Annotated in this window: 15 protein-coding genes and 1 other RNA gene; 9 read left to right on the forward strand and 7 right to left on the reverse strand. The window is 73.8% G+C overall.

Features of this window, described 5'->3' with window-relative positions; all coding sequences use genetic code 11:
* Positions 1-191 precede the first annotated feature (191 nt).
* Positions 192-1,160 carry a ferrochelatase gene (locus tag TBIS_RS11405; RefSeq protein WP_013132544.1) on the forward strand — a complete coding sequence of 323 codons (969 nt, stop codon included), beginning with the start codon at positions 192-194 and terminating at the stop codon, positions 1,158-1,160.
* 250 nt (positions 1,161-1,410) lie between these two features.
* Here TBIS_RS11405 and TBIS_RS11410 read toward each other — a convergent pair whose 3' ends face one another.
* Positions 1,411-2,535 carry a lytic transglycosylase domain-containing protein gene (locus TBIS_RS11410; RefSeq protein ID WP_148231512.1) on the reverse strand — a complete coding sequence of 375 codons (1,125 nt, stop codon included), beginning with the start codon at positions 2,533-2,535 and terminating at the stop codon, positions 1,411-1,413.
* 170 nt (positions 2,536-2,705) lie between these two features.
* On the opposite strand from TBIS_RS11410, the gene TBIS_RS11415 reads away from it, so the two are divergent.
* From TBIS_RS11415 to TBIS_RS11445, 7 genes are all read left to right on the forward strand, one after another.
* On the forward strand, positions 2,706-3,935 hold the full coding sequence (locus TBIS_RS11415) for an MFS transporter (protein ID WP_013132546.1): 1,230 nt from the start codon (positions 2,706-2,708) through the stop codon (positions 3,933-3,935).
* Positions 3,936-3,986: 51 nt separating this feature from the next.
* The gene (locus tag TBIS_RS11420; RefSeq protein WP_013132547.1) at positions 3,987-5,270 is read left to right on the forward strand and encodes a D-arabinono-1,4-lactone oxidase; all 1,284 of its coding nucleotides are present in this window, start codon (positions 3,987-3,989) and stop codon (positions 5,268-5,270) included.
* Between the two features lie 538 nt (positions 5,271-5,808).
* On the forward strand, positions 5,809-7,104 hold the full coding sequence (gene sepH / locus TBIS_RS11425; RefSeq protein ID WP_013132548.1) for a septation protein SepH: 1,296 nt from the start codon (positions 5,809-5,811) through the stop codon (positions 7,102-7,104).
* 487 nt (positions 7,105-7,591) lie between these two features.
* Positions 7,592-8,143, forward strand: coding sequence for a YbhB/YbcL family Raf kinase inhibitor-like protein (locus TBIS_RS11430; RefSeq protein ID WP_148231514.1), 552 nt, complete (start codon positions 7,592-7,594; stop codon positions 8,141-8,143).
* A 180-nt stretch (positions 8,144-8,323) separates the two neighbouring features.
* On the forward strand, positions 8,324-10,387 hold the full coding sequence (locus TBIS_RS11435) for a hypothetical protein (protein ID WP_013132550.1): 2,064 nt from the start codon (positions 8,324-8,326) through the stop codon (positions 10,385-10,387).
* A gap of 274 nt (positions 10,388-10,661) precedes the next feature.
* Entirely contained in the window at positions 10,662-11,675 is a 1,014-nt protein-coding gene (locus tag TBIS_RS11440) for a Rossmann-fold NAD(P)-binding domain-containing protein (protein ID WP_013132551.1), read from the forward strand.
* Positions 11,676-11,817: 142 nt separating this feature from the next.
* On the forward strand, positions 11,818-12,675 hold the full coding sequence (locus TBIS_RS11445; RefSeq protein ID WP_013132552.1) for an amidohydrolase family protein: 858 nt from the start codon (positions 11,818-11,820) through the stop codon (positions 12,673-12,675).
* 253 nt (positions 12,676-12,928) lie between these two features.
* On the opposite strand, the gene TBIS_RS11450 is transcribed toward TBIS_RS11445, so the two are convergent.
* From TBIS_RS11450 to TBIS_RS11465, 5 genes are all read right to left on the reverse strand, one after another.
* Positions 12,929-13,717, reverse strand: a complete 789-nt coding sequence (locus tag TBIS_RS11450; protein ID WP_013132553.1) for a thioesterase family protein — start codon at positions 13,715-13,717, stop codon at positions 12,929-12,931.
* Between the two features lie 343 nt (positions 13,718-14,060).
* An RNA gene (gene rnpB, locus TBIS_RS18390) (RNase P RNA component class A) lies at positions 14,061-14,455 on the reverse strand.
* Between the two features lie 80 nt (positions 14,456-14,535).
* Positions 14,536-15,858: a bifunctional RNase H/acid phosphatase gene (locus TBIS_RS11455; RefSeq protein WP_013132554.1), complete on the reverse strand. Its 1,323-nt coding sequence runs from the start codon at positions 15,856-15,858 to the stop codon at positions 14,536-14,538.
* Positions 15,855-16,595, reverse strand: coding sequence for a zinc ribbon domain-containing protein (locus tag TBIS_RS11460; RefSeq protein WP_013132555.1), 741 nt, complete (start codon positions 16,593-16,595; stop codon positions 15,855-15,857). The genes TBIS_RS11455 and TBIS_RS11460 overlap by 4 nt, the downstream gene beginning before the upstream one ends.
* The gene (locus tag TBIS_RS11465; RefSeq protein ID WP_013132556.1) at positions 16,592-17,452 is read right to left on the reverse strand and encodes a Nif3-like dinuclear metal center hexameric protein; all 861 of its coding nucleotides are present in this window, start codon (positions 17,450-17,452) and stop codon (positions 16,592-16,594) included. Before TBIS_RS11465 ends, TBIS_RS11460 begins: the two co-directional genes overlap by 4 nt.
* 475 nt (positions 17,453-17,927) lie before the next feature.
* On the opposite strand from TBIS_RS11465, the gene TBIS_RS11470 reads away from it, so the two are divergent.
* The gene (locus TBIS_RS11470) at positions 17,928-19,280 is read left to right on the forward strand and encodes a HAMP domain-containing sensor histidine kinase (RefSeq protein WP_013132557.1); all 1,353 of its coding nucleotides are present in this window, start codon (positions 17,928-17,930) and stop codon (positions 19,278-19,280) included.
* Positions 19,281-19,304: 24 nt separating this feature from the next.
* Here TBIS_RS11470 and TBIS_RS11475 read toward each other — a convergent pair whose 3' ends face one another.
* Complete coding sequence (locus tag TBIS_RS11475) at positions 19,305-20,084, reverse strand: hypothetical protein (RefSeq protein ID WP_013132558.1); 780 nt, start codon at positions 20,082-20,084, stop codon at positions 19,305-19,307.
* Between the last annotated feature and the right edge of the window lie 211 nt (positions 20,085-20,295).

The raw sequence follows: 20,295 nt of genomic DNA on the forward strand, positions 1-20,295 counted from the left end.
GGAAGGCCACGAGAGCATCCTTTCAGACCGGTACGGGTGCTCCGTTCCCCTGCCCGGCCGGGCGGCGCGCGCTCCCGGGACGGGTCCGGGGGGACGACGGCGCGAGGCGTCCGCCGGGGGCGCCGGCACCGTCGTCCACAGGCGCCGGTGGCGCCGCCGGGACCGGCGCCGCCCGCGCATAGGGTGACAGCATGGGGAGCAACCGTTGGTACGACGCACTGCTCGTCGTCTCATTCGGTGGGCCGGAGAAACCCGAGGACGTGATGCCGTTCCTCGAGAACGTGGCCCGGGGGCGCAACATCCCGCGCGAGCGGCTGCTGGAGGTCGAGGCGCACTACCAGCGCTTCGGCGGGAGGAGCCCGATCAACCAGCAGTGCCGTGACCTCATCGCCGCGCTCGACGTCGACGTTCCGGTGTACTGGGGGAACCGGAACTGGCACCCCTTCCTCACCGACACCGTCCGGCGGATGAAGGAGGACGGGGTCCGCAAGGCGGCGGCGTTCGTCACCTCCGCGTACGGCTCGTACTCGAGCTGCCGGCAGTACCTCGACGACATCGCCCGCGCGCGGGCCGCGGTCCCCGGGGCGCCGGAGATCGTCAAGCTGCCGCACTACCATGACCACCCCGGCTTCATCGCCGCGATGGTCGACAACACCCGGAAGGCCATCGCCCGGCTGCCCGAGTCCGAGCGGGAGAGCGCGCGGCTGGTGTTCACCGCGCACAGCATCCCCATCTCGATGGCGCGGTCGTCCGGCCCGTCGGGCGGCCTGTACGAGAGGCAGCACCAGCGGACCGCCTCCCTCGTGGCCGAGGCGCTCGGCGGCGCGCGCGAGTGGGACCTGGTCTGGCAGAGCCGGAGCGGCCCGCCGCACATCCCCTGGCTCGAGCCCGACGTCTGCGACCACCTGGAGGCGCTGCACGCCAAGGGGGTGCGCGCGGTGGTCGTGGTCCCGATCGGGTTCGTGTCCGACCACATGGAGGTCATCTACGACCTCGACGTGGAGGCGAAGGACACGGCGGAGCGGCTCGGCATGGCGTTCGCCCGCGCGGCCACCCCGGGCACGCATCCGCGGTTCGTCGCCATGGTCAAGGAGCTGCTCGCCGAGCCGGAGCCGGCGCCGTGCCCGGCCACCTGCTGCCCGGCGCCGCGGCGCGGCTGAGCCATCGCCCGCACCGCCGGGCCGGTGCCGGGGTCCGGCCCGGCCGCTCAGGGGCAGGCCACGGCGTACCGCTCGGAGGAGCGCCACGCAGTGGCGATCCGGGAGGGCCTCGGCGTACCGCTCGCACGTAGGCCAAGGCGTTCCGTTCATGGGCGAACCGCGGCACACGCTCACGGCTCCGGCCCATGGGCAAACCGCGGCACACGCTCACAGGAAGGCACGCGCAGGCCGGCGAACCGCGCACGGCCGGTCACGGGTAGGCCTCGGCGTACGCGGCGGCGAGCGCGAGGACCTTGTCCACGTAGGCCCATGAGTGGTTGTAGGCCCAGATCGCCTTCCTGAGCCGCTCCCCGCCCTGCGCGGCGCCGTGCGCGCACAGGTACTTGGCCGCGGCCGGCACCGCGTCGTACGGGCTCCAGATGTCCGCCCGCCCGTCCCCGTCCCCGTCGACCCCGTACGCCCGCCAGGTGGAGGGCAGGAACTGCATGGGGCCGAGCGCGCCGGCCGAGGACGGGCCGTTGTTGCGCCCGTGGCCGCTCTCCACCTGGCCGATTGCGGCGAGCACGGTCCACGAGAGCCCGGGGCAGAGCGCGGCCGACCTGCGGTAGAGCTCCAGATAGCTGCCCGGGCGGCCGACGAGCGCCGTGCTCCCGGACCGCCGGTCGCGCTCCGGCCGCACCGTGACCACCTGGGCGCCCTGGCCGAGCGCCCGGGCCACGGCGCGCCGGTCGGCGGCTCGCAGCTCACCGTGGACGAGGACCACCACGTCCCGGGCGAGGCCGAGCCGGCGGCCGAGCTCCTCGCTGATCAGGCCGTCGATGCCGGGGAGGCCGAGCGGGGCCGAGGCGGCGAGCCGGAGCCGCGGCCCCCGGTCGAGCTGGTAGTGCGCGCCGAGGACGAGCCCCAGCCGCTCCACCGCGGCGCCGTCGGCGACGAGCTCGCCCCGCGCGATGGCCCGCCACACCTCCGGGTGCCCGGCGACCGCCTCCCCGGTCCACGGCCGGAACGCCTCGGGGTCGACGGCGAGGAGCCGCAGCGCGACGCCGGAGACGTGGACGGTGCCGCCACCGGTGACCGCGACCTTCCGGACGTTCTCGATCCCCGCGATCCGGCGCAGCACGCGGGCGGGCACCCGGGCCGGGGAGATCGCGAGCAGCGCGGGCGGGGTGACCCGGACGGGGGTGGCGGCGACCGGTGCGCCCTCCGGCAGCTCCGGGACGAGCCGGGTCGCCGGGGTGAGACGCTCCCGCTCCGGGCGGCGCTCCGGCTCCGCGCGCAGGTACGCGGTGCCGAGCGCGATCACCAGGGTGATGAGGACCGCCAGGGTCCCGCAGGCCAGGCGGAGCGCCACGGCGTGGGAACAAGCAGGCCGCACAAGCCCTTAAGGTAGATCGGTCCGCTCTCTCCCGAAAAACCGGTTGCCCCGGGTCCGGATCGTGCAGCAGGGTCGGACCGGTCAACGGGGGCGGCATGCCGCCGGTCGGGTTTCATGATCATCGCTGTCATCGGCAGGCACGCGCGTACGAGGTACGGAAGGGATCACGAATGGTCGTCGGGCCATACCGAGGCTTGTTCGGCATGCCCGGGGTCAAGGGCTTCGTCATCGCCGGGTTCATCGGCCGGTTACCGATGGCGATGCTCGGCATCGGCACCGTCCTGCTGGTCTCCGCCGTCACCGGGTCGTACGCCACCGCCGGCGGGGTGTCGGCCATGGGCTCGCTCATGTTCGCGGCGGCGGCGCCGGTGACCGGGCGGCTCACCGACCGGTTCGGGCAGTCCCGGGTGCTGGTGCCGCTCGCCCTGCTCCACGGGGTCGCGCTCAGCTCCTTGCTGCTCTCCGCGCACCTGCGGGCCCCCGACGCGGCGCTCTACCTCGCGGGCATGGCGACCGGGGCCACGGCCCCCGCGCTCGGCCCGATGGTCCGGGCGCGCTGGTCCCACGTGCTCAAGGACAAGGACCCGGGGAAGCTGCACACCGCGTTCTCGTTCGAGTCGGTGGTCGACGAGACGATCTTCATCAGCGGTCCCGCGCTGGTCTCCGCGCTCGCCGCGACGGTGAACGTCTACGCCGGGCTGATCGCCGCGATCGCCTTCACCCTGGCCGGCGCGCTGACCCTGGCCTCGTTCCGCGGCACCGAGCCGCCCGTGGTGCGGGAGACCGGCAAGCGGCACGGCACGCCGATCGCGATCCCCGGCGTCGCCCTGCTCACCGTGGTCTTCCTCGGCGTGGGCTCGGTGTTCGGCTCGATCGACCTCATCACCGTGGGGTTCGCCGAGGAGCAGGGGCACAGGGGCGCGGCCGGGTTCATGCTCGCCCTCATCGCGAGCGGCAGCGCGATCTCCGGGCTCTGGTACGGCTCCCGCGCCTGGCGGATCCCGCTGCACACGCGGTTCGTCCGCACGCTCACCCTGTTCGCGCTGGGCCTCATCCCGGTGACGCTGATGGAGCAGGTGCGGCCGATGCTCGTCGCCCTCTTCGTGGCCGGGCTCTCCATCTCCCCCACCCTGATCACCGGGTTCTCGCTCGTCCAGCGGCTGGTCCCGGCCGGGCAGCTCACCGAGGGCATGGCGTGGCTGTCCACCGCCATCGGGTTCGGCGTGGCGCTCGGCTCCTGGGCGGGCGGCTGGCTCACCGACGCCTACGGCGCGCACAACGCCTACGCCTTCTCCTTCGGCTGCGCGCTGCTCGCCGCGGTCGTCGGCATGGCCGGTTCCGCGCTCGTCCGGGTGGACGAAACAGGCGAACTCCCCCATGGGCAATCCGGCGGATCATGAGTAGGGTTCATATTCGCTCGGGGGATGTCACGGCCGGACCGGGAGACGAGCATGGGCACCTTCATCAACTGGGCGCGGAACCAGTCCATCACCCCCGCTGAGATCCGGACCCCCGCCTCCGCCGCCGAGGTGGCGCAAGCCGTACGGGACGCCGCGAAGACCGGCCGGAGGGTCCGCATGGTGGGCAGCGGGCACTCCTTCACCGACGCGGCGCTCACCGACGGCATCATGCTCCGGCCCACCGCGCTCACCGGCGTCCTCGCCGAGGGCGACGGCTGGGTGAAGGTGGCGGCCGGCACGCCCATCCACGTGATCAACCGGGAGCTCGACCGGCGCGGCCGCGCCATCGCCAACCTCGGCGACATCACCGCCCAGACCATCTCCGGGGCGCTGCTCACCGGGACCCACGGCACCGGCCGGACCGAGGGCGGGTTCGCCGAGCAGGTCATCGAGCTGGAGATGGTGCTCGCCGACGGCACGATCACGACCGTGCGCGAGGGCGACCTGTTCGACGCGGCCCGGGTCTCCATCGGCGCGCTCGGCATCGTCACCGCGGTGACGATCCGCACGGTGCCCGCCTTCCTGCTCCGCTGCCACCGCGCGCCGATGCGGCTCAGCACGGTGCTGGAGCACCTGGACGAGCTCACCGCGGGCAACGACCACCTCGACTTCTACTGGCTGCCGCACACCGACACCTGCCTGGTCAAGCGGTACAACCGCGACCCCGGCCCGGCCCGCCCGCCGTCCGCGTTCCACCGGTGGTTCGAGAACGAGTTCCTGGAGAACACGCTCTTCGGCGCCGCCTGCGCGCTCGGCGCGCGCATCCCCCGCGCCATCCCCACGATCAACGGGATCTCGGGCCGGCTGCTCGGCACCTCCGAGTACGTGGACGCGTCCTACAAGGTCTTCGCCACGGTGCGCCGGGTGCGCTTCCTGGAGATGGAGTACGGCATCCCCCGCGAGCACCTCGGCACAGCCCTGCGCGAGCTGCGCGACCTCATCGACCGGTCCGGGTGGCGGATCAGCTTCCCCATCGAGATCCGGGTCACCCCGCCCTCCACCGCCTGGCTCTCCGCCGCGTACGGCAGGCCCACCGCGTACATCGCCTGCCACGTCTACCAGCCCACGCCGAACCCTGAGTACTTCGCCGCCGCCGAGGAGATCATGACGCGCTACCAGGGCCGCCCGCACTGGGGGAAGCTCCACACGCGGGACGCCGCCTACCTCGCCTCGGTCTACCCGAGGTTCGGCGACTTCCGCGCGCTGCGCGACCGGCTCGACCCGGAGCGGCGGTTCACCAACGCCTACCTGGACCGGGTTCTCGGTACCGCGTGACCACCCGAACCACGAACGCGTAAAGTCGGTCCTCACGGTCCGGGCTCCTCCGCGTGTCGCCTTGCCCTCGGGGACCATCGGGCTGGCACAGTGCCGTGGACGGGCCTGCCCATGCCCGGCGCGCCACCCCGAAACCGAGGGAGCAAGCGACGATGGAACCCTCCCGCAGGCACGGCCGTACAGCCTGCACCGCGGTGACCAGGGCGGCCAGGCCGCGAGCGCCGCACGGGGCGGCATCGTCCCCGGCGCCGCCCGGCCGGCGCTGCCGCGTGCCCCGCCCTCGCTCTCGCCCCGGCCGGTCCGGCTCCGGCGCGTGGGGCCACCCGGGAACGCACCCGTTCGCGAGCCCACGGCTCGCCCGGCACCGATGGGATATGGCATGGTGAACGGGACAGATGTCACCGGGCTCACACCACCTGCCGCACCCCCGCGCGAGGCGAAGTTCGGACATGCCGGGTACGGTGCTGGAAGGGAACCGGCTCACGCGAGAGACTCGAGGGCCCGGGGGAAGACGCGGCACGACGACGAAGGGACTCGCATGCAGGAGCTCCGACTCGTCGCGGTAAGTGAGGACGGGACGTACCTCGTCCTTGCGACGCCCGGCCGGGGCACGCGTTTCACACTTCCCGTCGACGACCGGCTCCGCGCCGCGGTCCGCGGCAACTTCTCCCGTCTCGGCCAGTACGAGATCGAAGTGGAGAGTCCGTTGCGCCCGAAGGAGATCCAGGCTCGTATCCGCGCCGGGGAGACCGCCGAGGAGATCGCGGCCACCGCCGGCATCCCGGTGGAGCGCGTGCGGTGGTTCGAGGGACCGGTCCTCCAGGAGCGCGAGTACATGGCCCAGCAGGCGCAGCGGGTTCCCATCCGCATGCCGGGCGACAACGCGCCGGGGCCGCTGCTCGGCGACCTGGTGCGGGAGCGGCTCGCCCGGCGCGGCGTGCCCGTCGACGAGATCGACTGGGACTCCTGCAAGCGGGACGACAACCTGTGGCGGGTGCGGCTCGGGTTCGTCTGGAACGGGCACACCCGGCACGCCGAGTGGCTCTTCGACCCGCGCCGCCGGCACATCGTGCCGAACGACGAGGAGGCGCGGCGCCTGTCGTCGCCCGAGTACGAGGACCCCGAGCCGGAGGAGGAGACCGCCACCATCCGGCCGTTCCTGCCGCGGATCACCCCCAAGCTCTCCCCGGTTCCGCCGCTCCCCGACGAGCGGGACCCGGCCCGGCGGCCGGTACGGCCCGAGCCCGTCGAGGAGCAGGCCCGGCCGCAGCCGATCCGCCCGGAGCCGCCCGCCTGGCCCAACGGTGGCGGGGACCCCTATCGCGGCCAGCCCGGCCCCGTGCCGTTCCGCCTGCCCGACCCGCTGGTGCAGCGCGACGGCCACGGCCTGCCCGGCCCGGTGCAGGACGAGCCTCCGGTGAGCCCGGCCGCCGTGACGGCGGGCCCGCCGCAGACGGGAGCCGCGTCGTCGCCGGCGGCTCCGGCCGACGGTGAGCCCGCCGGTGGGAGCGAGGCCGCCGCGCAGCCGCCCGCCGTGCCCGCGCCACGGCCGGGAGGAGACCAGCCGGCCCCCGCCGCCGCGGCGACGGCCGACGGCAAGGACGCGGCCGACTCCCCCGCCCCGCCCGCGCCGTCGATCCCCGCGAACTTCGTCCCGCCGGCGAGCGCCGTCCCCGCGAACGGCGGCACCGGCGCCGCGGGCGACGCCAAGGAGGCCAAGCCCGAGACGCCCGCCCCACCGGTGCCCAAGCCGCGCCCGCGCAAGTCCCGGGCCCGCCGGACCCCGGTGCCGAGCTGGGACGAGATCATGTTCGGCACCCGGAGGCAGGACTGACCGCCGTGCGGCGGTGACGCGCCCGGCGGCCGGACCGTCTGCGTCGCGCCGCGGCGTCGCGCGGACGGCTGCGCATCCTCATGGGCCGCGCGTCCCCGACGGCCGCCGCGCCCCTCGGACGCCGCGCACTGGACGCGCGGTGCCGTACCGCGCCCGCCGCTCCGGCCGGGTCCTCCGCCACGCGTGAGGCGGCGGGTGCGGGCGCCCTGCCACGCGGCGGGGCCGGCGCCGGCTCGCGTGGGCACCGGACGGCTCGCCGCGGCATGCCCCCGGACCGCGGCACGCTCTCGGTGATCCCGGCGGCACGGACACGCGCGGCCGCGCCGGCACTCCGATGATCGCGGAAGTGTGACGAGAAACGCATCTCGCTCGGCCGTGTCCTGCCGGGCGATCGACCAGGTCAGCGGGCATGCGGGCCGGTCGTCAGGACACTGTTTTTTCGCGATACGGTCAAGACACCATCACATCGCGCGTAGCATCAACGGGCATGGGGTCGCCGAGAAGACCAGCAGTCGCACGGGCCGCGGCGATGGCGGCGGTGGCGGCCGTGACGCTGTTCGCCTCCGGCTGTGGCTTCCTGGGAACCGCCTCCCCCAGGAACCTCGACGTGATCAGTGTGTCGAGCCCTCGGTTCCGGGACGGCGGTCCGCTGCCCCGGGAGTATTCGTGCAAGGGAAACCTCGGCAACCCTCCGCTCCGCTGGTCCGGTACGGTGGGCGCTAAGTCGGTCGCCCTCGTGGTCGACGACAGCAATCCCCGGACCGGCGCGGAGGTGCATTGGGTGGTGTTCAACATCGACCCGAACACCACCGAGATCGGGGAGGACGACGTACCGAGGGGCGCCCTCCAGGGCAAGACGACGAGCGGGAAGGTGGGGTACGCGCCCCCGTGCGATCCCGAGGGCACCTACCGTTTCACGGTCTACGCTCTCGACGCCAAGCTCGACCTTTCGCAAGGTGCCGAACTGCCGGACACGTTACGGGAGATCGCCGCCCACACGATCGCTCGCGGACGTCTGACGGCCGCCACCATTGAGTGACCCATCGACCACCGGAGGTAGCCGTGTCGGTTCCAGATAGGCGCGAGGTGTGACAACGGACGTCGTGGTTCAGCAGAATCAGCTTCAATCGCTACGTGCGGGTGATGAGGGGCAGGTCACGCCGCCGACCCCGCGATCTCACCGGCGCCGCTGGAACCCCATGGCAATGAGGGTGATGCTATGACTGCGGTCATTGTGGGCCTTGCCGCCATCGTGCTCCTGGTACTGACGATCGTGGCGCTGGGCATGCGGTCGATGAGCCGCAGGGAGAGCGCGCTCACGCCGGAGCGGATAAAGGCGATGGCCGAGAACAAAGGCCCCAAACCACGGCGCCCGGAGGCGTTCTTCGAGAGCTTCCCCGAGGATTTCGACTCACTCGACGACGAGGGCGACCGGCAGAAGCAGTCCAAGTCCAAACAGTCCTCGTCCTCCCGTAAGGGGGCCAAGTCCTCCGGCCGCCAGGGGCGCGGCGCGCAGCGCGCGGGCAAGCCGGCGTCGCGCGGCCGCCGAGGCGTCGACGAATGGGGCGAGCCGGACGACTACGACGACGAGTACTGGACCCGCATGCGGGCCGATGAGGGCCTCGACGACGGCATCGCCGCCAAGTCCCACGGGCTGCGCGATGAGCCGCAGCGCGAGCGGACGCCGGGTTCCGCCGACCCCAACGCGGCCACGGTGGTCACCCCGTTACCGCAGCGTCCGGTCAAGGCCAAGGACCAGGGTGAACCGGTACGGTCCGCCGCCAGCATCGCGGAACAGAAGACGATGACGTTCTCCGCCCCGCCTCCGGAGTCGTTCGCCGGGGCGGGCACCGCCACGGATGAGCCCGCGGGCGCCTACCCGTCGTCCGCCGAGCCGAGCCGCACCCCCTCGTCGTTCGCCACCGAACCGCCGGCGGCCGCGTCCTCGTCCGGCACCGGCACCACCACCGGCCCGATCGGGGCCGGCTCGACCGGCCCGTTCGGAGCCGTGACCGGCGGCCCCCTGCAGCAGCCCGCCACCGGCCCGGCCTCGGGCTCGTTCGAGACCCGCGACCCGCTCTCCGGCACCGGCCCGCAGCCGGCGGACGGCGCACCGTCCTCCGCCCGGACTGCGCGGCGCCGTTCCCGGAGGTCCGCGGCGCGGCCCACCGGAGGCTCCCCGCTCGAGACCGGCCGCACCGGCGGCTCCTTCGACACCGCCCGGGGCACCGGCCCGTTCGAGACCGTCTCCCCCACCACCCCGGCGGCCTCCACCCCGGCCGGATCGCACGCCTCGGGCACCTCCAGTGGAGCGTTCGACGCCGTCCGCGGCACCGGCCCGTTCGAGACGATCTCCCCCACCACCCCGGCGGCCTCCACCCCGGCCGGATCGCACGCCTCGGGCACCTCCAGTGGAGCGTTCGACGCCGTCCGCGGCACCGGCCCGTTCGAGACGATCTCCCCCACCACCCCGGCGGCCTCCACCCCGGCCGGATCGCACGCCTCGGGCACCTCCAGTGGAGCGTTCGACGCCGTCCGCGGCACCGGGGCGTTCGAGTCGGTCTCGCGCACCCCGGGCGACCCGTTCACCACCGGGGACGGCTCCGCCGAGCCCACGGGCGCGCCCACCTCCCGGCCGGCCGGCGGCTCCTTCGACACCTGGCCGGCGTACGGCACCTCCACCGCGGGCACCGGGCCCATGCCGGCCTACGGCGCGAGCCCCGGCACCACCGGGCCGGACGTGCCGCCGGCGGGCGCGGCGGCCGGTGAGAGCCGCGCACCGGCCGAACCGACGTGGAGCGGCGACATCCTCGACGATCCCGAGCCCGCCACCGGCCCCTGGCCGCGGCCCGACACCTACCAGACCCCGGCGTACGGCTACTCCGCGGGGAGCACCGGCGACTCCTCCTACGGTTCGCCGGCCACGGGCTCGTCGTACGAGCCGCCGTCCGGCACCACGTACGAGGTGAGCACCGGCTGGGCGACGATCGACGACGCCGACACCATCGACCGCCCGAGCACCGCCACCGGCCCCTCCCCCGCGGTCGGCCCGTACCAGGCGAGCTACGAGATCCCGTCGGGCCCCCCGCAGGCGGCTCAGCCGGGCTACGGCGCTTCCGAAGGGCAGCAGTACGGCACGGGCCCGCAGCCGGCGTGGCCGGCGCAGAACACGAGCGGTAGCTGGCCCTCCTACCAGGAGGTGAGCGGCGAGACCCCCGGCCCCACCGCCCGCCAGGGCGGCCACCGCAAGCCGGACCCTGACTACCCCGACTACTACCGCTGATCGGCCGGCGGCCTGGGCGCGCGCGTTCCCACTCGTGTGCGCCCGGCCGCGCGGGCGGAGCGCCGCGTGAGGACCGGCCGGTCAACGTGCCGCCGCCCGGCGCGCCCCGGGGCGTGCGCCTCCGGGCAGTGGCCGCGCGCACCTCCGGGTGAGGGCGTGCAGCGGGCGCGGGGCGGGCCGCCGGCGGGGAACCGGGATTCGCGGTGCGCGAACTCCCTACGCCCCCGGTGAAACCGCGGCGCCAGGCCCGCAAGCGGCCCGCAGAATCCCCCGCATGAGACTTCTCATCATCGGCGGCGGGATCTTCCTGGGCCGCGCGATCGTGGCGGAGGCGCTGGCGCGCGGGCACCGGGTCACCACGTTCAACCGTGGCCGGACCGGGGTGGACCTGCCGGGCACGACCATCATCCGGGGCGACCGCGAGGTCCCCGCCGACCTGGACCGGCTCGCCGCGGCCGGGCCATGGGACGCGGTGATCGACGTCTGCGGGTACACCCCCAGGATCGTCCTCGAGTCCGTGCGGCGGCTCTCCGGCCGCGCCGGGCACTACACGTTCATCTCCAGCGTCTCCGCCTACCGCGACTGGCCGATGACCCCCGGGATCGACGAGAGCTCTCCCCGGTTCGACTGCCCGCCGGACGCCGGCGAGGAGTACGGCGAGTACGGCGTGCTCAAGGCGGGGTGCGAACGCGCCGTGGAGGAGCACTTCCGCGGCGCCACCCTGGTGATCCGGCCCGGGCTGATCGTGGGGCCGAACGACAACATCGGCCGGCTGCCGTGGTGGCTCACCCGGATCGCCCGGGGTGGCCGGGTGCTCGCACCGGGCGACCCGGACCGGCCGCTGCAGCTCATCGACGCCCGGGACATCGCGGCCTTCACCGTGGACCAGGTGGAACGCGGCACGGCCGGGCGGTTCCTCACCGGCGGCGTCCCGGGGAACACGACCTTCGGCGGCCTGCTCGCCGACTGCCTCGAGATCACCGGGTCCGGCGCCGAGCCGGTGTGGGTGGACGACGGCTTCCTCCTCGATCACGACGTGCGGCCGTGGACCGAGCTGCCGCTGTGGCTCCCCGAGGCGCAAGGCCCGGGCGTGTGGACGCACTCCTCGGCCAAGGCGCTCGCCGCCGGGCTGACCTGCCGCCCGGTCCGGGAGAGCGTCCGGGACACCTGGGCGTGGCTGAAGGACATCCCCGAGGAACGGCGTGGTTTCGGCCCGCCCTGGCTGCGCCACGGCATCGACCCGGACAAGGAGGCCCGCATCCTCGCCGCGTGGGACGCCCGATCCTGAGCGGGCGCACCGCCGTACTCCCCAGGCGGGGCATGCCCGGGCGTGACGCGGGCGGTTAGCCTAAGGCGTCATGGTGGAGCCGGGCGGACGCATTGATGATCGGCAGGCCCATGGTGATCCCGGCGACGCGGAGGCACGGCGGGTGACCGCGTTCTGGCGGGACCTGGGCCTGCCCGGGCTGATCGACGTGCACACCCACTTCATGCCCGAGCGGGTGCTCACCAAGGTGTGGGCGTACTTCGACGGCGCGGACCGGGTGCTCGGCCGCCCCTGGCCGATCCGCTACCGGGTGGCGGAGGAGGAGCGGGTGGCCCGCCTGCGGGCCTTCGGGGTGCGGGCGTTCACCTCGATGCTCTACCCGCACAAGCCCGGCATGGCCGAGTGGCTCAACTCCTGGTCGGCCGGGTTCGCGGCCCGGACGCCCGGGTGCCTGCACACGGCGACGTTCTTCCCCGAACCCGGTGTCCTGGAGTACGTCACCCGGGCCGTCGACTCGGGCGCCCGGGTGTTCAAGGCGCACCTCCAGGTGGGCGCGTACGACCCGAACGACCCCCTGCTCGACGAGGTGTGGGGCCTGCTCGAGGACCGCGGCGTCCCGGTGGTGACGCACTGCGGGTCGGGCCCGATCCCCGGTGTGCACACCGGTCCGGGCCCGATCGCCGCCCTGCTCCGGCGGCATCCCCGGCTGCGGTTGATCATCGCCCACATGGGCGCCCCGGAGTACGCCGAGTTCCTCGAGCTGGCCGCCCGGTACCCGCACGTCTACCTGGACACGACCATGGTGTTCACCCGGTTCATGGAGGAGCTGGCGCCGTTCCCCCGGCGGGAGCTCCCCCGGCTGCGGGACCTGCGGCACCGCATCCTGCTCGGCACGGACTTCCCCAACATCCCCTACGGGTACGCGGAGGCGCTGGAGGCGCTCGCCGGGCTCGGCCTCGGCGGCGACTGGCTGCGGGACGTCTGCCACGGCAACGCCGCCGGCCTGTTCGGGATCGCGTGAGCCGTGGCCCGCTGAGGCTCTCGCGCGAGATCCGTGCGGCCGTACGGCTGACGCATGCGGGCCGCACGGCAGGCACGCGGGCGTACCTGACCGCCGGCATGGGACCAGGCCGTACGGTGCACACCTGGGCGGCCCTGCGGCTCAGCCGTACGGCCGGCATATGGGCGCACACGAGCCTTGCGCTGCGCATCGACGGGCCGTGCGGCCGGACACATGGCGGGCCGCACGGCCGGCGCGGGTGCGGGCCGTACGGCTAGCGCTTCCGGACCAGCAGCGGCTGGGAGACCTCGCCGAGGAAGCCGTCCGGGTCGCAGAGCGTGCCGTGCGCCACCCCGAGGCCGTCGCCGGACAGGTGGGTGTGGCAGGCCAGGTGCACCCACTCCCCGGCCGGGGTGCGCATCAGGGTGGTGGTCATCCCGGGCGGGATGGAGTACCACTCGTCGATCGGCAGGACCGCCGAGAGCCCGTTGGCCGAGTCCGCGACGATCAGCATCCGGGCGAGGCCGGTGAGCCTCTCCCCGGCGATCAGGGGGATGCGGACCCGCGTCCACACCTCGGCCGGGCCGAGCGCGCCGAAGCCGCCCTTGGTGAACCGCCACTCGATCGCCTCACCGTAGCCCCAGCCGGCCAGGCCGGGGAAGCTGTGAAAGTCATCGCTGGGGGTGTCCGGCAGCGCCGGCGGGTGGATCTCCTCACCATCGGCCGGCGGTGTCGGGCCGGTCGCGATGTGCCAGGCGCGTGCGCTGACCACGGTCCGGCCGTCGGCGACGATCCGCGCCTCGGACAGGGAGATCAACCGGCCCGGCCGGACCGGGGACACCTCGACGCGCATCTCCCGTCTGGGGATGGGGCCGAGGAAGTCCACCGCGATCCGGGCGAGGCGCAGGCCGGGTCCGGCCGCCTCATCGATCAGGTGGGCCATGAGCGCCGTGGGCGGCCCGCCGTGCTGGTTGTCGGTGTCCCACGGGCTCTCCGTGGCCCGGGTCGGCTCGTACCGGCCATCCCCGAGCGGCAGGTAATAGGCTTCGGGCAGATCGCTCATAGAACAATATTCGGGTACGGCGCGGAGTCGTGCGCCCCATACCCCGTCGCCCTCTCGCGGCCCGGCCCTGGGCGCGGCCGGGCGGGTGGTGGGCGTTCCCAGGCCGCATGTCCGGCCCACGGCGACAGGCCGGGCGAAGGCGAGGTGTCCCGCCGGCGCCGTCCGGAGCCGCTCACGGCGACGGCCCGGCCCCAGTGGCCGCCCCCTGCCCGTTCCGGGAGCCTCCGGTCAGACCGCTCGGCGCACGCGGCGGCGTCGCACTCCACGCTCGAGGTGCCCTGGACGCGCCCGGAGACGGAGCGAGCCGGGCATCGGGCCCGGCTCTGACACACGACGAGAAAGGCAGACGAGTCGGCCTATAGGCCGGGTTCTGTAGTCAGCTCGCGCTGACCGGCGGCCATCCATCTCGGACCGCCGTTGCCGACGGCCTCTAGCGGTCTACCCGCGCGGCTCGGGCGGGCCACCCTCAAGCGCCGCGCGCGGGACGCTCCGAAGAACGTCCCTTCTTGACCTTGCTCCGGGTGGGGTTTACCTAGCCGCTCACGTCACCGTGAGCGCTGGTGGTCTCTTACACCACCCTTTCACCCTTACCCCGCTCCTTGCGGAGCGAGGCGGTCTGCTTTCTGTGGCACTTTCCCGCGGGTCACCCCGGGTCGGCGTTACCGACCACCCTGCCCTGTGGAGCCCGGACCTTCCTCGGCAGGGCTTGCGCCCTGACGCGGCCGCCCGGCCGGCTCGTCTGCCGTTACAGATAAGCGTATCGACCCGCCGGAACATTCCGTCCTGTTCGCCACATCCGGGGTGCGCCGGCCGTACGGCTACCGCAGGTGCCCGGTGTCGTTCAGCAGCCGCACCACCGCGGGCCCGTCCGCGTAGTAGTCGATGACCGACAGGCAGGCGAGGTCGAGGTGCATCCGGTGAATGGCGTCGAACGGCGCGTTGAGCGCGAAGCGCACCAGCAGCTTGATCGGCGTGACGTGGGAGACCACCGCCACGCGCCTGCCCGGGTGCGCCTCGATGATCCGCCGCCGCGCCCGCTCGGCCCGGCGGGCGGTCGCCGCGAAGCTCTCCCCGCCCGGCGGGGCCGCCTCCGGGTCCCGCAGCCAGGCGGTGAGCAGGTCGGGCCAGCCCTGCCGTACCTCGGCGAAGGTGAGCCCCTCCCAGGCGCCGAAGTCGGTCTCCCGCAGGTCGTCCTCGATCTCCACGGCCAGGCCGGTCCGCGCCGCGATCGCCTCCGCGGTCTGCCGCGCCCGCTTGAGCGGGGAGCTGACGATCGCGTCCACCCGCTCGCCCGCCAGCCGCCGGGCGAGCGCCTCCGCCTGCGCCATGCCGTTCGGGGTGAGCGACGGGTCCCCCACCCCGGAGAACCGCTTCTCCACCGAGAACGGCGTCTCCCCGTGCCGGATCAGCAGGAGCGAGGTCGCCGTGCGGACGGGGCGCGGCACCCGGTCGCCGGCCTCCGGCCGCGGGCCGGTCTCCCAGACGGGGGCGGCGTCGGTGTTGGGCGGCTCCGCGGTGGCGCCGGGCGCGGGGGGAGCCTCGGACGCCGGGGGAGCGCCGGGCGCGGGCGGAGCTTCGGGCCCCGTGGGAACGCCGGCCGCGGACGGAGGTTCAGGCCCCGCGGGAGCGCGAGGGGCCTGCGGAGCTTCGGGCCCCGGGGGAGCGCCGGGCGCGGCCGCCTCGGCCCGGGGGCCGCCGGAGGGCGCCCACCGCTCGCCCCGTTCGGCCGCGTCCACCGCCTCGTTGGCCAGCCGGTCCGCGTGGCCGTTCTGCTCGCGCGGAACCCAGGTCCAGGTGACCCGGAAGCGCCGGGCCAGGCCGGCCGCCTCCGCGGCGAGCGGCCGCAACCCCTCGTGCTTGACCTTCCACCGGCCGGACATCTGCTCGATGACCAGCCGGGAGTCCATGCGCACCTCGACCGGCTCGCCCTCGGCGCCCAGCCCGAGCAGCGCGCGCAGCCCGGCGATGAGGCCCCGGTACTCGGCCACGTTGTTCGTCGCGACCCCGATCGCCTCGGCGGTCTCGGCGAGGACGCGCCCCTCCGCGTCCTTGACCACGGCCCCGTACCCGGCGGGCCCGGGGTTCCCGCGCGCCGCGCCGTCCGCCTCGACGACGAACCTCGCCCCCGCCACGGCGCTCACAGACCGGACTCGGGGGTGCGGATCAGGATCCGGCGGCACTCCTCGCACCGCACGACCTCGTCGGGGGCGGCCGCCCGGATGGCGTTGAGATCGGCGATCGACAGGGCGGTCTGGCAGCCGAGGCAGCGCCCCGCCTTGAGCATCGCCGCGCCGACCCCGGTCTGCTCGCGCAGCTTGTCGTAGAGGGCGAGCAGCTCGGCGCCGATGCCCGCCACGATCGGGTCGCGCCGGGCCCGCAGCGCCTCGGCCTCCCCGTCGATCTCCGCGAAGGCGGCGTCCCTGCGCTCCTCCGCGCTGCGCAGCGCGGCGGTCACCTTCTCGCGCTCCGACTTGAGGGTGGCCGCCCGGTTCTCGGCCGCCTCACGGCGCTCCATGATCTCCAGCACGACCTCCTCCAGGTCGCTCTGGCGCCGCTGGAGCGAGGCGATCTCCGACTGCAGGCTGGACAGGTCCTTGGGCGAGGTCACCTGACCCGAGTCGAGCCGCCGCTGGTCGCGGTCGATCCGCATCCGGACGGCCTCGACGTCCGATTCGGCCTTGGCCTGGTCCCTGGCGAGGTCACCCGCCTCGGTCTCGGCCTCGATGATCTCCGTGGCGAGCCGGGCGAGCCGCTTGGAGAGCTCGTCGACCTCGGCCAGCTCGGGCAGGGTCCGGCGGCGGTGCGCCAGCCGGTCGAGCTTCGCGTCGAGTTCCGCCAGATCGAGCAGACGCTTCTGTTCCTCGGGTGCGGCCTTCATCCCAGTTCCTCATCCTCGGGGTACACGTCGGTGGTGGTCGCCGTCCACGCGTCTGTGACGGCCTCCGAGACGCGCGCCTCAACAGTAATCCCCTTGGCCGCGAGCGCCGATGTCAGCCGGTCGGCGGCGACGGGCAGCCACGGCCACTCCGTCGCCCAGTGGGCCGCGTCGATCAGCGCGGGGCCGCCGGCCTCCATGTGCTCGCTCGCCGGATGGTGGCGCAGGTCGGCGGTGAGGTAGACGTCGACCCCGGCCGCCCGGGCCGTGGCGAGGAGGGAGTCCCCCGCGCCTCCGCACACCGCCACGGTCCGCACCTCGCGGTCCGGGTCGCCGGCGACCCGCAGCGGCGCGGCCGTACGGGGCAGGCCGGCGGCGGCCCGCGCGGCGAACCGGCGCAGGGTCATCGGTTCCGGGAGCGTGCCGATGCGCCCGAGCCCGCGAGCCGGGTCGTCGGCGGCGGGCTGCAGCGGGCGCAGCGGACCGGTCAGCCCCACGGCGCGGGCGAGCGCGTCCGACACACCGTGGGCGGCGACGTCGGCGTTGGTGTGCGCGGTGTAGAGCGCGATGCCGTTCCCGATCAGGCGGTGCACGACCCGCCCCTTGGGGGTGCTCGCCGCGACGGTGGTCGTCCCCCGCAGGTAGAGCGGGTGGTGGGCGACGATCAGGTCGGCTCCCCACTCGACCGCCTCGTCCGCCACCACGGCGACCGGGTCGACCGCGAACAGGATCCTCCGCACCGTCTGGTCCGGATCCCCGCAGACCAGGCCGACGGCGTCCCAGTCCTCGGCCCAGGCGGGGTCGTACATCGCCTCGATCTCGGCGATGACCTCAGCGAGAGTAGGCGAGATCGATTCCACTCGCGCACCTTACCGCTCCCGGCCGGGAATGTGCTCACTCGGCGCGCTCTCACCGCGCTCGCACCCCGCCCGCGGTGTGGCACGACGGGGCGCCCGGGCGGGTACGGCCCGGCCGGGGAGCGGGCGCGGCCCCGGAGCCGGTGCTCGCGGCCGGCCTGCGACGGGCGCCGTCCGCTCGCCGGTGCCGCGCGGGAATCGCGCGGGATCCGGCGCCCGCGCGGCGCGCGTCCGGCCCACCGCGAACCGGTCGCCCGGCCCTCCGCGCACAGGTCGCCCCGCCCACCGTGGACCGGTCACGGCCCGTTCCGGGCGGGCGGGATGCCCCCGGCCGGCGCGATCGGCCCGTGGCGGGCTCCCGGCCGGGCCCCGCGTTTGGCCGCTCCGGGAACCAACATTGCCCGCATTTGACGACCTAGTTCCTGTCCCGCGCTGTTCCGTGACTTAGAGTACATAGTTGACTACTAAGGGAGACCAGGTGAACGTATGGCAACGCTGGTCGGTCAAGACCCGCTTGACGATCATCGCCACCGGGGTGATGGCGGTGGTGGCCATAGGCGCGCCCGCGTTCGTCCTCGCCACCCTCCGCACCACCACGCTGGCGCACAAGACCAAGGCGACGATGGCGACCGCGGCGTGGACGGGGTTCCACCACGAGCAAGGGGTCCAGCCGCCGCCCACCCTCCCCGCCGAGCTCGTCGCGGGCTTCCAGGTCGTCGACGCGTCCGGGCGGGTGATCTCGGCCAGCCCCGAGCTCGCCGGGCGGCCGAGGATGGCCGACCTCAGGCCATCCGGTAGGAGGCCGGTGAGCAAGAGCACCTGCAGCTCCCCGGCCTTTCCCGGCGCCTGCGTGCTGATCGCCGCCTACCACGTCGACGCCGGGGGAAGCCCCCTGACCGTCTACGCGGCCGACTACGAGGTGCCGTGGTACGTGAGCTGGGATCTCGTGTTCACGCTCACCGCGCTCTCGGTCGCCGTGCTCGTCATCACCGCCTACGGCGCCCACGCGACCGTGGCCCGGGTGCTCGCCCCGGTCAACGCGATCACCGGCAGGCTGGCCGCGATCACCGCCTCCGACCTCAGCCTCCGTGTACCGCTGCCCCGGCATCACGACGAGATCCGGCGGCTCGCCGAGACGGTCAACCGGACGCTCGACCGGGTGGAGAACGCGGTGGAGCGCCAGCGCCGCTTCGCCCGCGAGGCCTCCCACGACCTGCGCACCCCGCTCACCGCGATGCGCGCGGACATCGAGGAGGCGCTCCTCCACCCCGAGGACGCCGACTGGCCCCGGGTCGCGCAGGCCCAGCTCGACAACATCGACCGCTTGCAGGCGATCATCACCGACCTCCTCGAGCTCGCCCGGCTCGACTCGGGGGTGAGCCTGAAGCTGGAGCGCACCGACCTGGCCGAGCTGGTGACCTACGAGCTGGATCACCGCCACTGGCGGAAGGTGGCGGCCGTGCGGGAGCTGACCCCGGGCGTGGTCGTCGTCATCGACCGCATCAAGATCGCACGGTTGCTCGCCAACCTGCTGGACAACTCCGAGCGGTTCGCGGAGTCGATGCTGAAGGTCATCGTCGGCCGGGTGGGCGACAAGGCGGTGCTCGAGGTGCTCGACGACGGCCCCGGGGTGCCCCCGGAGCTGCGGGAGGCGGTCTTCCAGCGGTTCATGCGGATCAGCACCGGGCGTCAGCCGTACGCCGAGGGGACCGGCCTCGGCCTCGCGATCGCCCGGGAGATCGCCGAGGTGCACGGCGGCACGCTCACCATCGAGGACTCCGAGGTGGGCGCCCGGTTCGTGCTGCGGCTCCCGCTCGCGCCCGAGCAGTGATGAGGCTGCGCCACGGGCGCGGTCTCAGCGCGCCTGCCTCACCCAGTCGCTCAGCCGCGTCGCGGCCGCCCAGTGCTGGGTGAAGAGGTCGGTGAACTCCTTGGCCACCCGGGCGTCTCGGATGCTCACCCCTCGGACCACCTGATCCGTGGCGCCGGAGAAGGCCAGGAAGACGATCCGCTGGTCGATGACGGCCATGTTGAGCAGGTCGGCCTTGATGGCCCATTCGACGATGCGGGCCTCGTAGTTCGCGATCTTCCGGGTATCCGCGTGGTGCCGGCGCGCCCATTCCCGCATCTCCGGCGAGTGCACGCAGATGAGCCGGCGCACGCTGCGGGAGGGATCGTTCTTGGCCCACTGCAGTACGGAGGAGAAGTAGCGCTTCGCCGCTTTCTGTACGAATTTCGTGGGCGGGACCTTGCGCACATACCAGGCGTCAATCTGGCGCCGTGCCTCGCTGTTCACCACCTCGGTCAGCGCGCCATAGAACTCGGCGCTGCTCTCATAGCACCGGAAGTCCACGCACTCGTGGTTGAGCAGGCGCTCCTTCAGCTCGGCGAGCTCCATCCGGGCCTGGCGCAGCTCCTCCGGGGTCTCCCGGAGCGGGAGCAGGATGCGGAGGACGGCGTAGAGCGCCAGGAACGTGATCGGCTGATACACGGCGGGCGGCCACTCGAAGATGGCGCCCACCACGCTGACACCGGCGAGTACCAGGCACGTGGCGAGGATCAGCCGCTCTTCGACACGGTCGAGGGATCGGGGGACCAGACTCCTGGACCGGCCGCCGGAGGGGACTTCGATCATCGCGACCGTCCTTCACATATTTCGCAGAGATCAGCCCCGAATGATTTCATCCCAGCAGACGACGATTTCCCCGAAGAAGTTTCCAGCGCCCGGAGTTCGAGCCGGAAGGATTGAATTCCTTACCCCTAAGTTGTGATCATGGCGGCGGCACGGAAAACACTACATGCTGTAGAGCGAATTCGGCTCTCCGGACCGTCCGCCGGCGCGCCGT

Source organism: Thermobispora bispora DSM 43833 (genome assembly GCF_000092645.1).
GTDB lineage: Bacteria > Actinomycetota > Actinomycetes > Streptosporangiales > Streptosporangiaceae > Thermobispora > Thermobispora bispora.

Excerpts from the sequence above, each read along its gene's own strand:
- TBIS_RS11405 (WP_013132544.1), top strand. The coding sequence starts at position 192 with ATGGGGAGCAACCGTTGGTACGACGCACTGCTCGTCGTCTCATTCGGT.
- TBIS_RS11415 (WP_013132546.1), top strand. The coding sequence starts at position 2,706 with ATGGTCGTCGGGCCATACCGAGGCTTGTTCGGCATGCCCGGGGTCAAG.
- TBIS_RS11420 (WP_013132547.1), top strand. The coding sequence starts at position 3,987 with ATGGGCACCTTCATCAACTGGGCGCGGAACCAGTCCATCACCCCCGCT.
- sepH (WP_013132548.1), top strand. The coding sequence starts at position 5,809 with ATGCAGGAGCTCCGACTCGTCGCGGTAAGTGAGGACGGGACGTACCTC.
- TBIS_RS11430 (WP_148231514.1), top strand. The coding sequence starts at position 7,592 with ATGGGGTCGCCGAGAAGACCAGCAGTCGCACGGGCCGCGGCGATGGCG.
- TBIS_RS11435 (WP_013132550.1), top strand. The coding sequence starts at position 8,324 with ATGACTGCGGTCATTGTGGGCCTTGCCGCCATCGTGCTCCTGGTACTG.
- TBIS_RS11440 (WP_013132551.1), top strand. The coding sequence starts at position 10,662 with ATGAGACTTCTCATCATCGGCGGCGGGATCTTCCTGGGCCGCGCGATC.
- TBIS_RS11450 (WP_013132553.1), bottom strand. The coding sequence starts at position 13,717 with ATGAGCGATCTGCCCGAAGCCTATTACCTGCCGCTCGGGGATGGCCGG.
- TBIS_RS11460 (WP_013132555.1), bottom strand. The coding sequence starts at position 16,595 with ATGAAGGCCGCACCCGAGGAACAGAAGCGTCTGCTCGATCTGGCGGAA.
- TBIS_RS11475 (WP_013132558.1), bottom strand. The coding sequence starts at position 20,084 with ATGATCGAAGTCCCCTCCGGCGGCCGGTCCAGGAGTCTGGTCCCCCGA.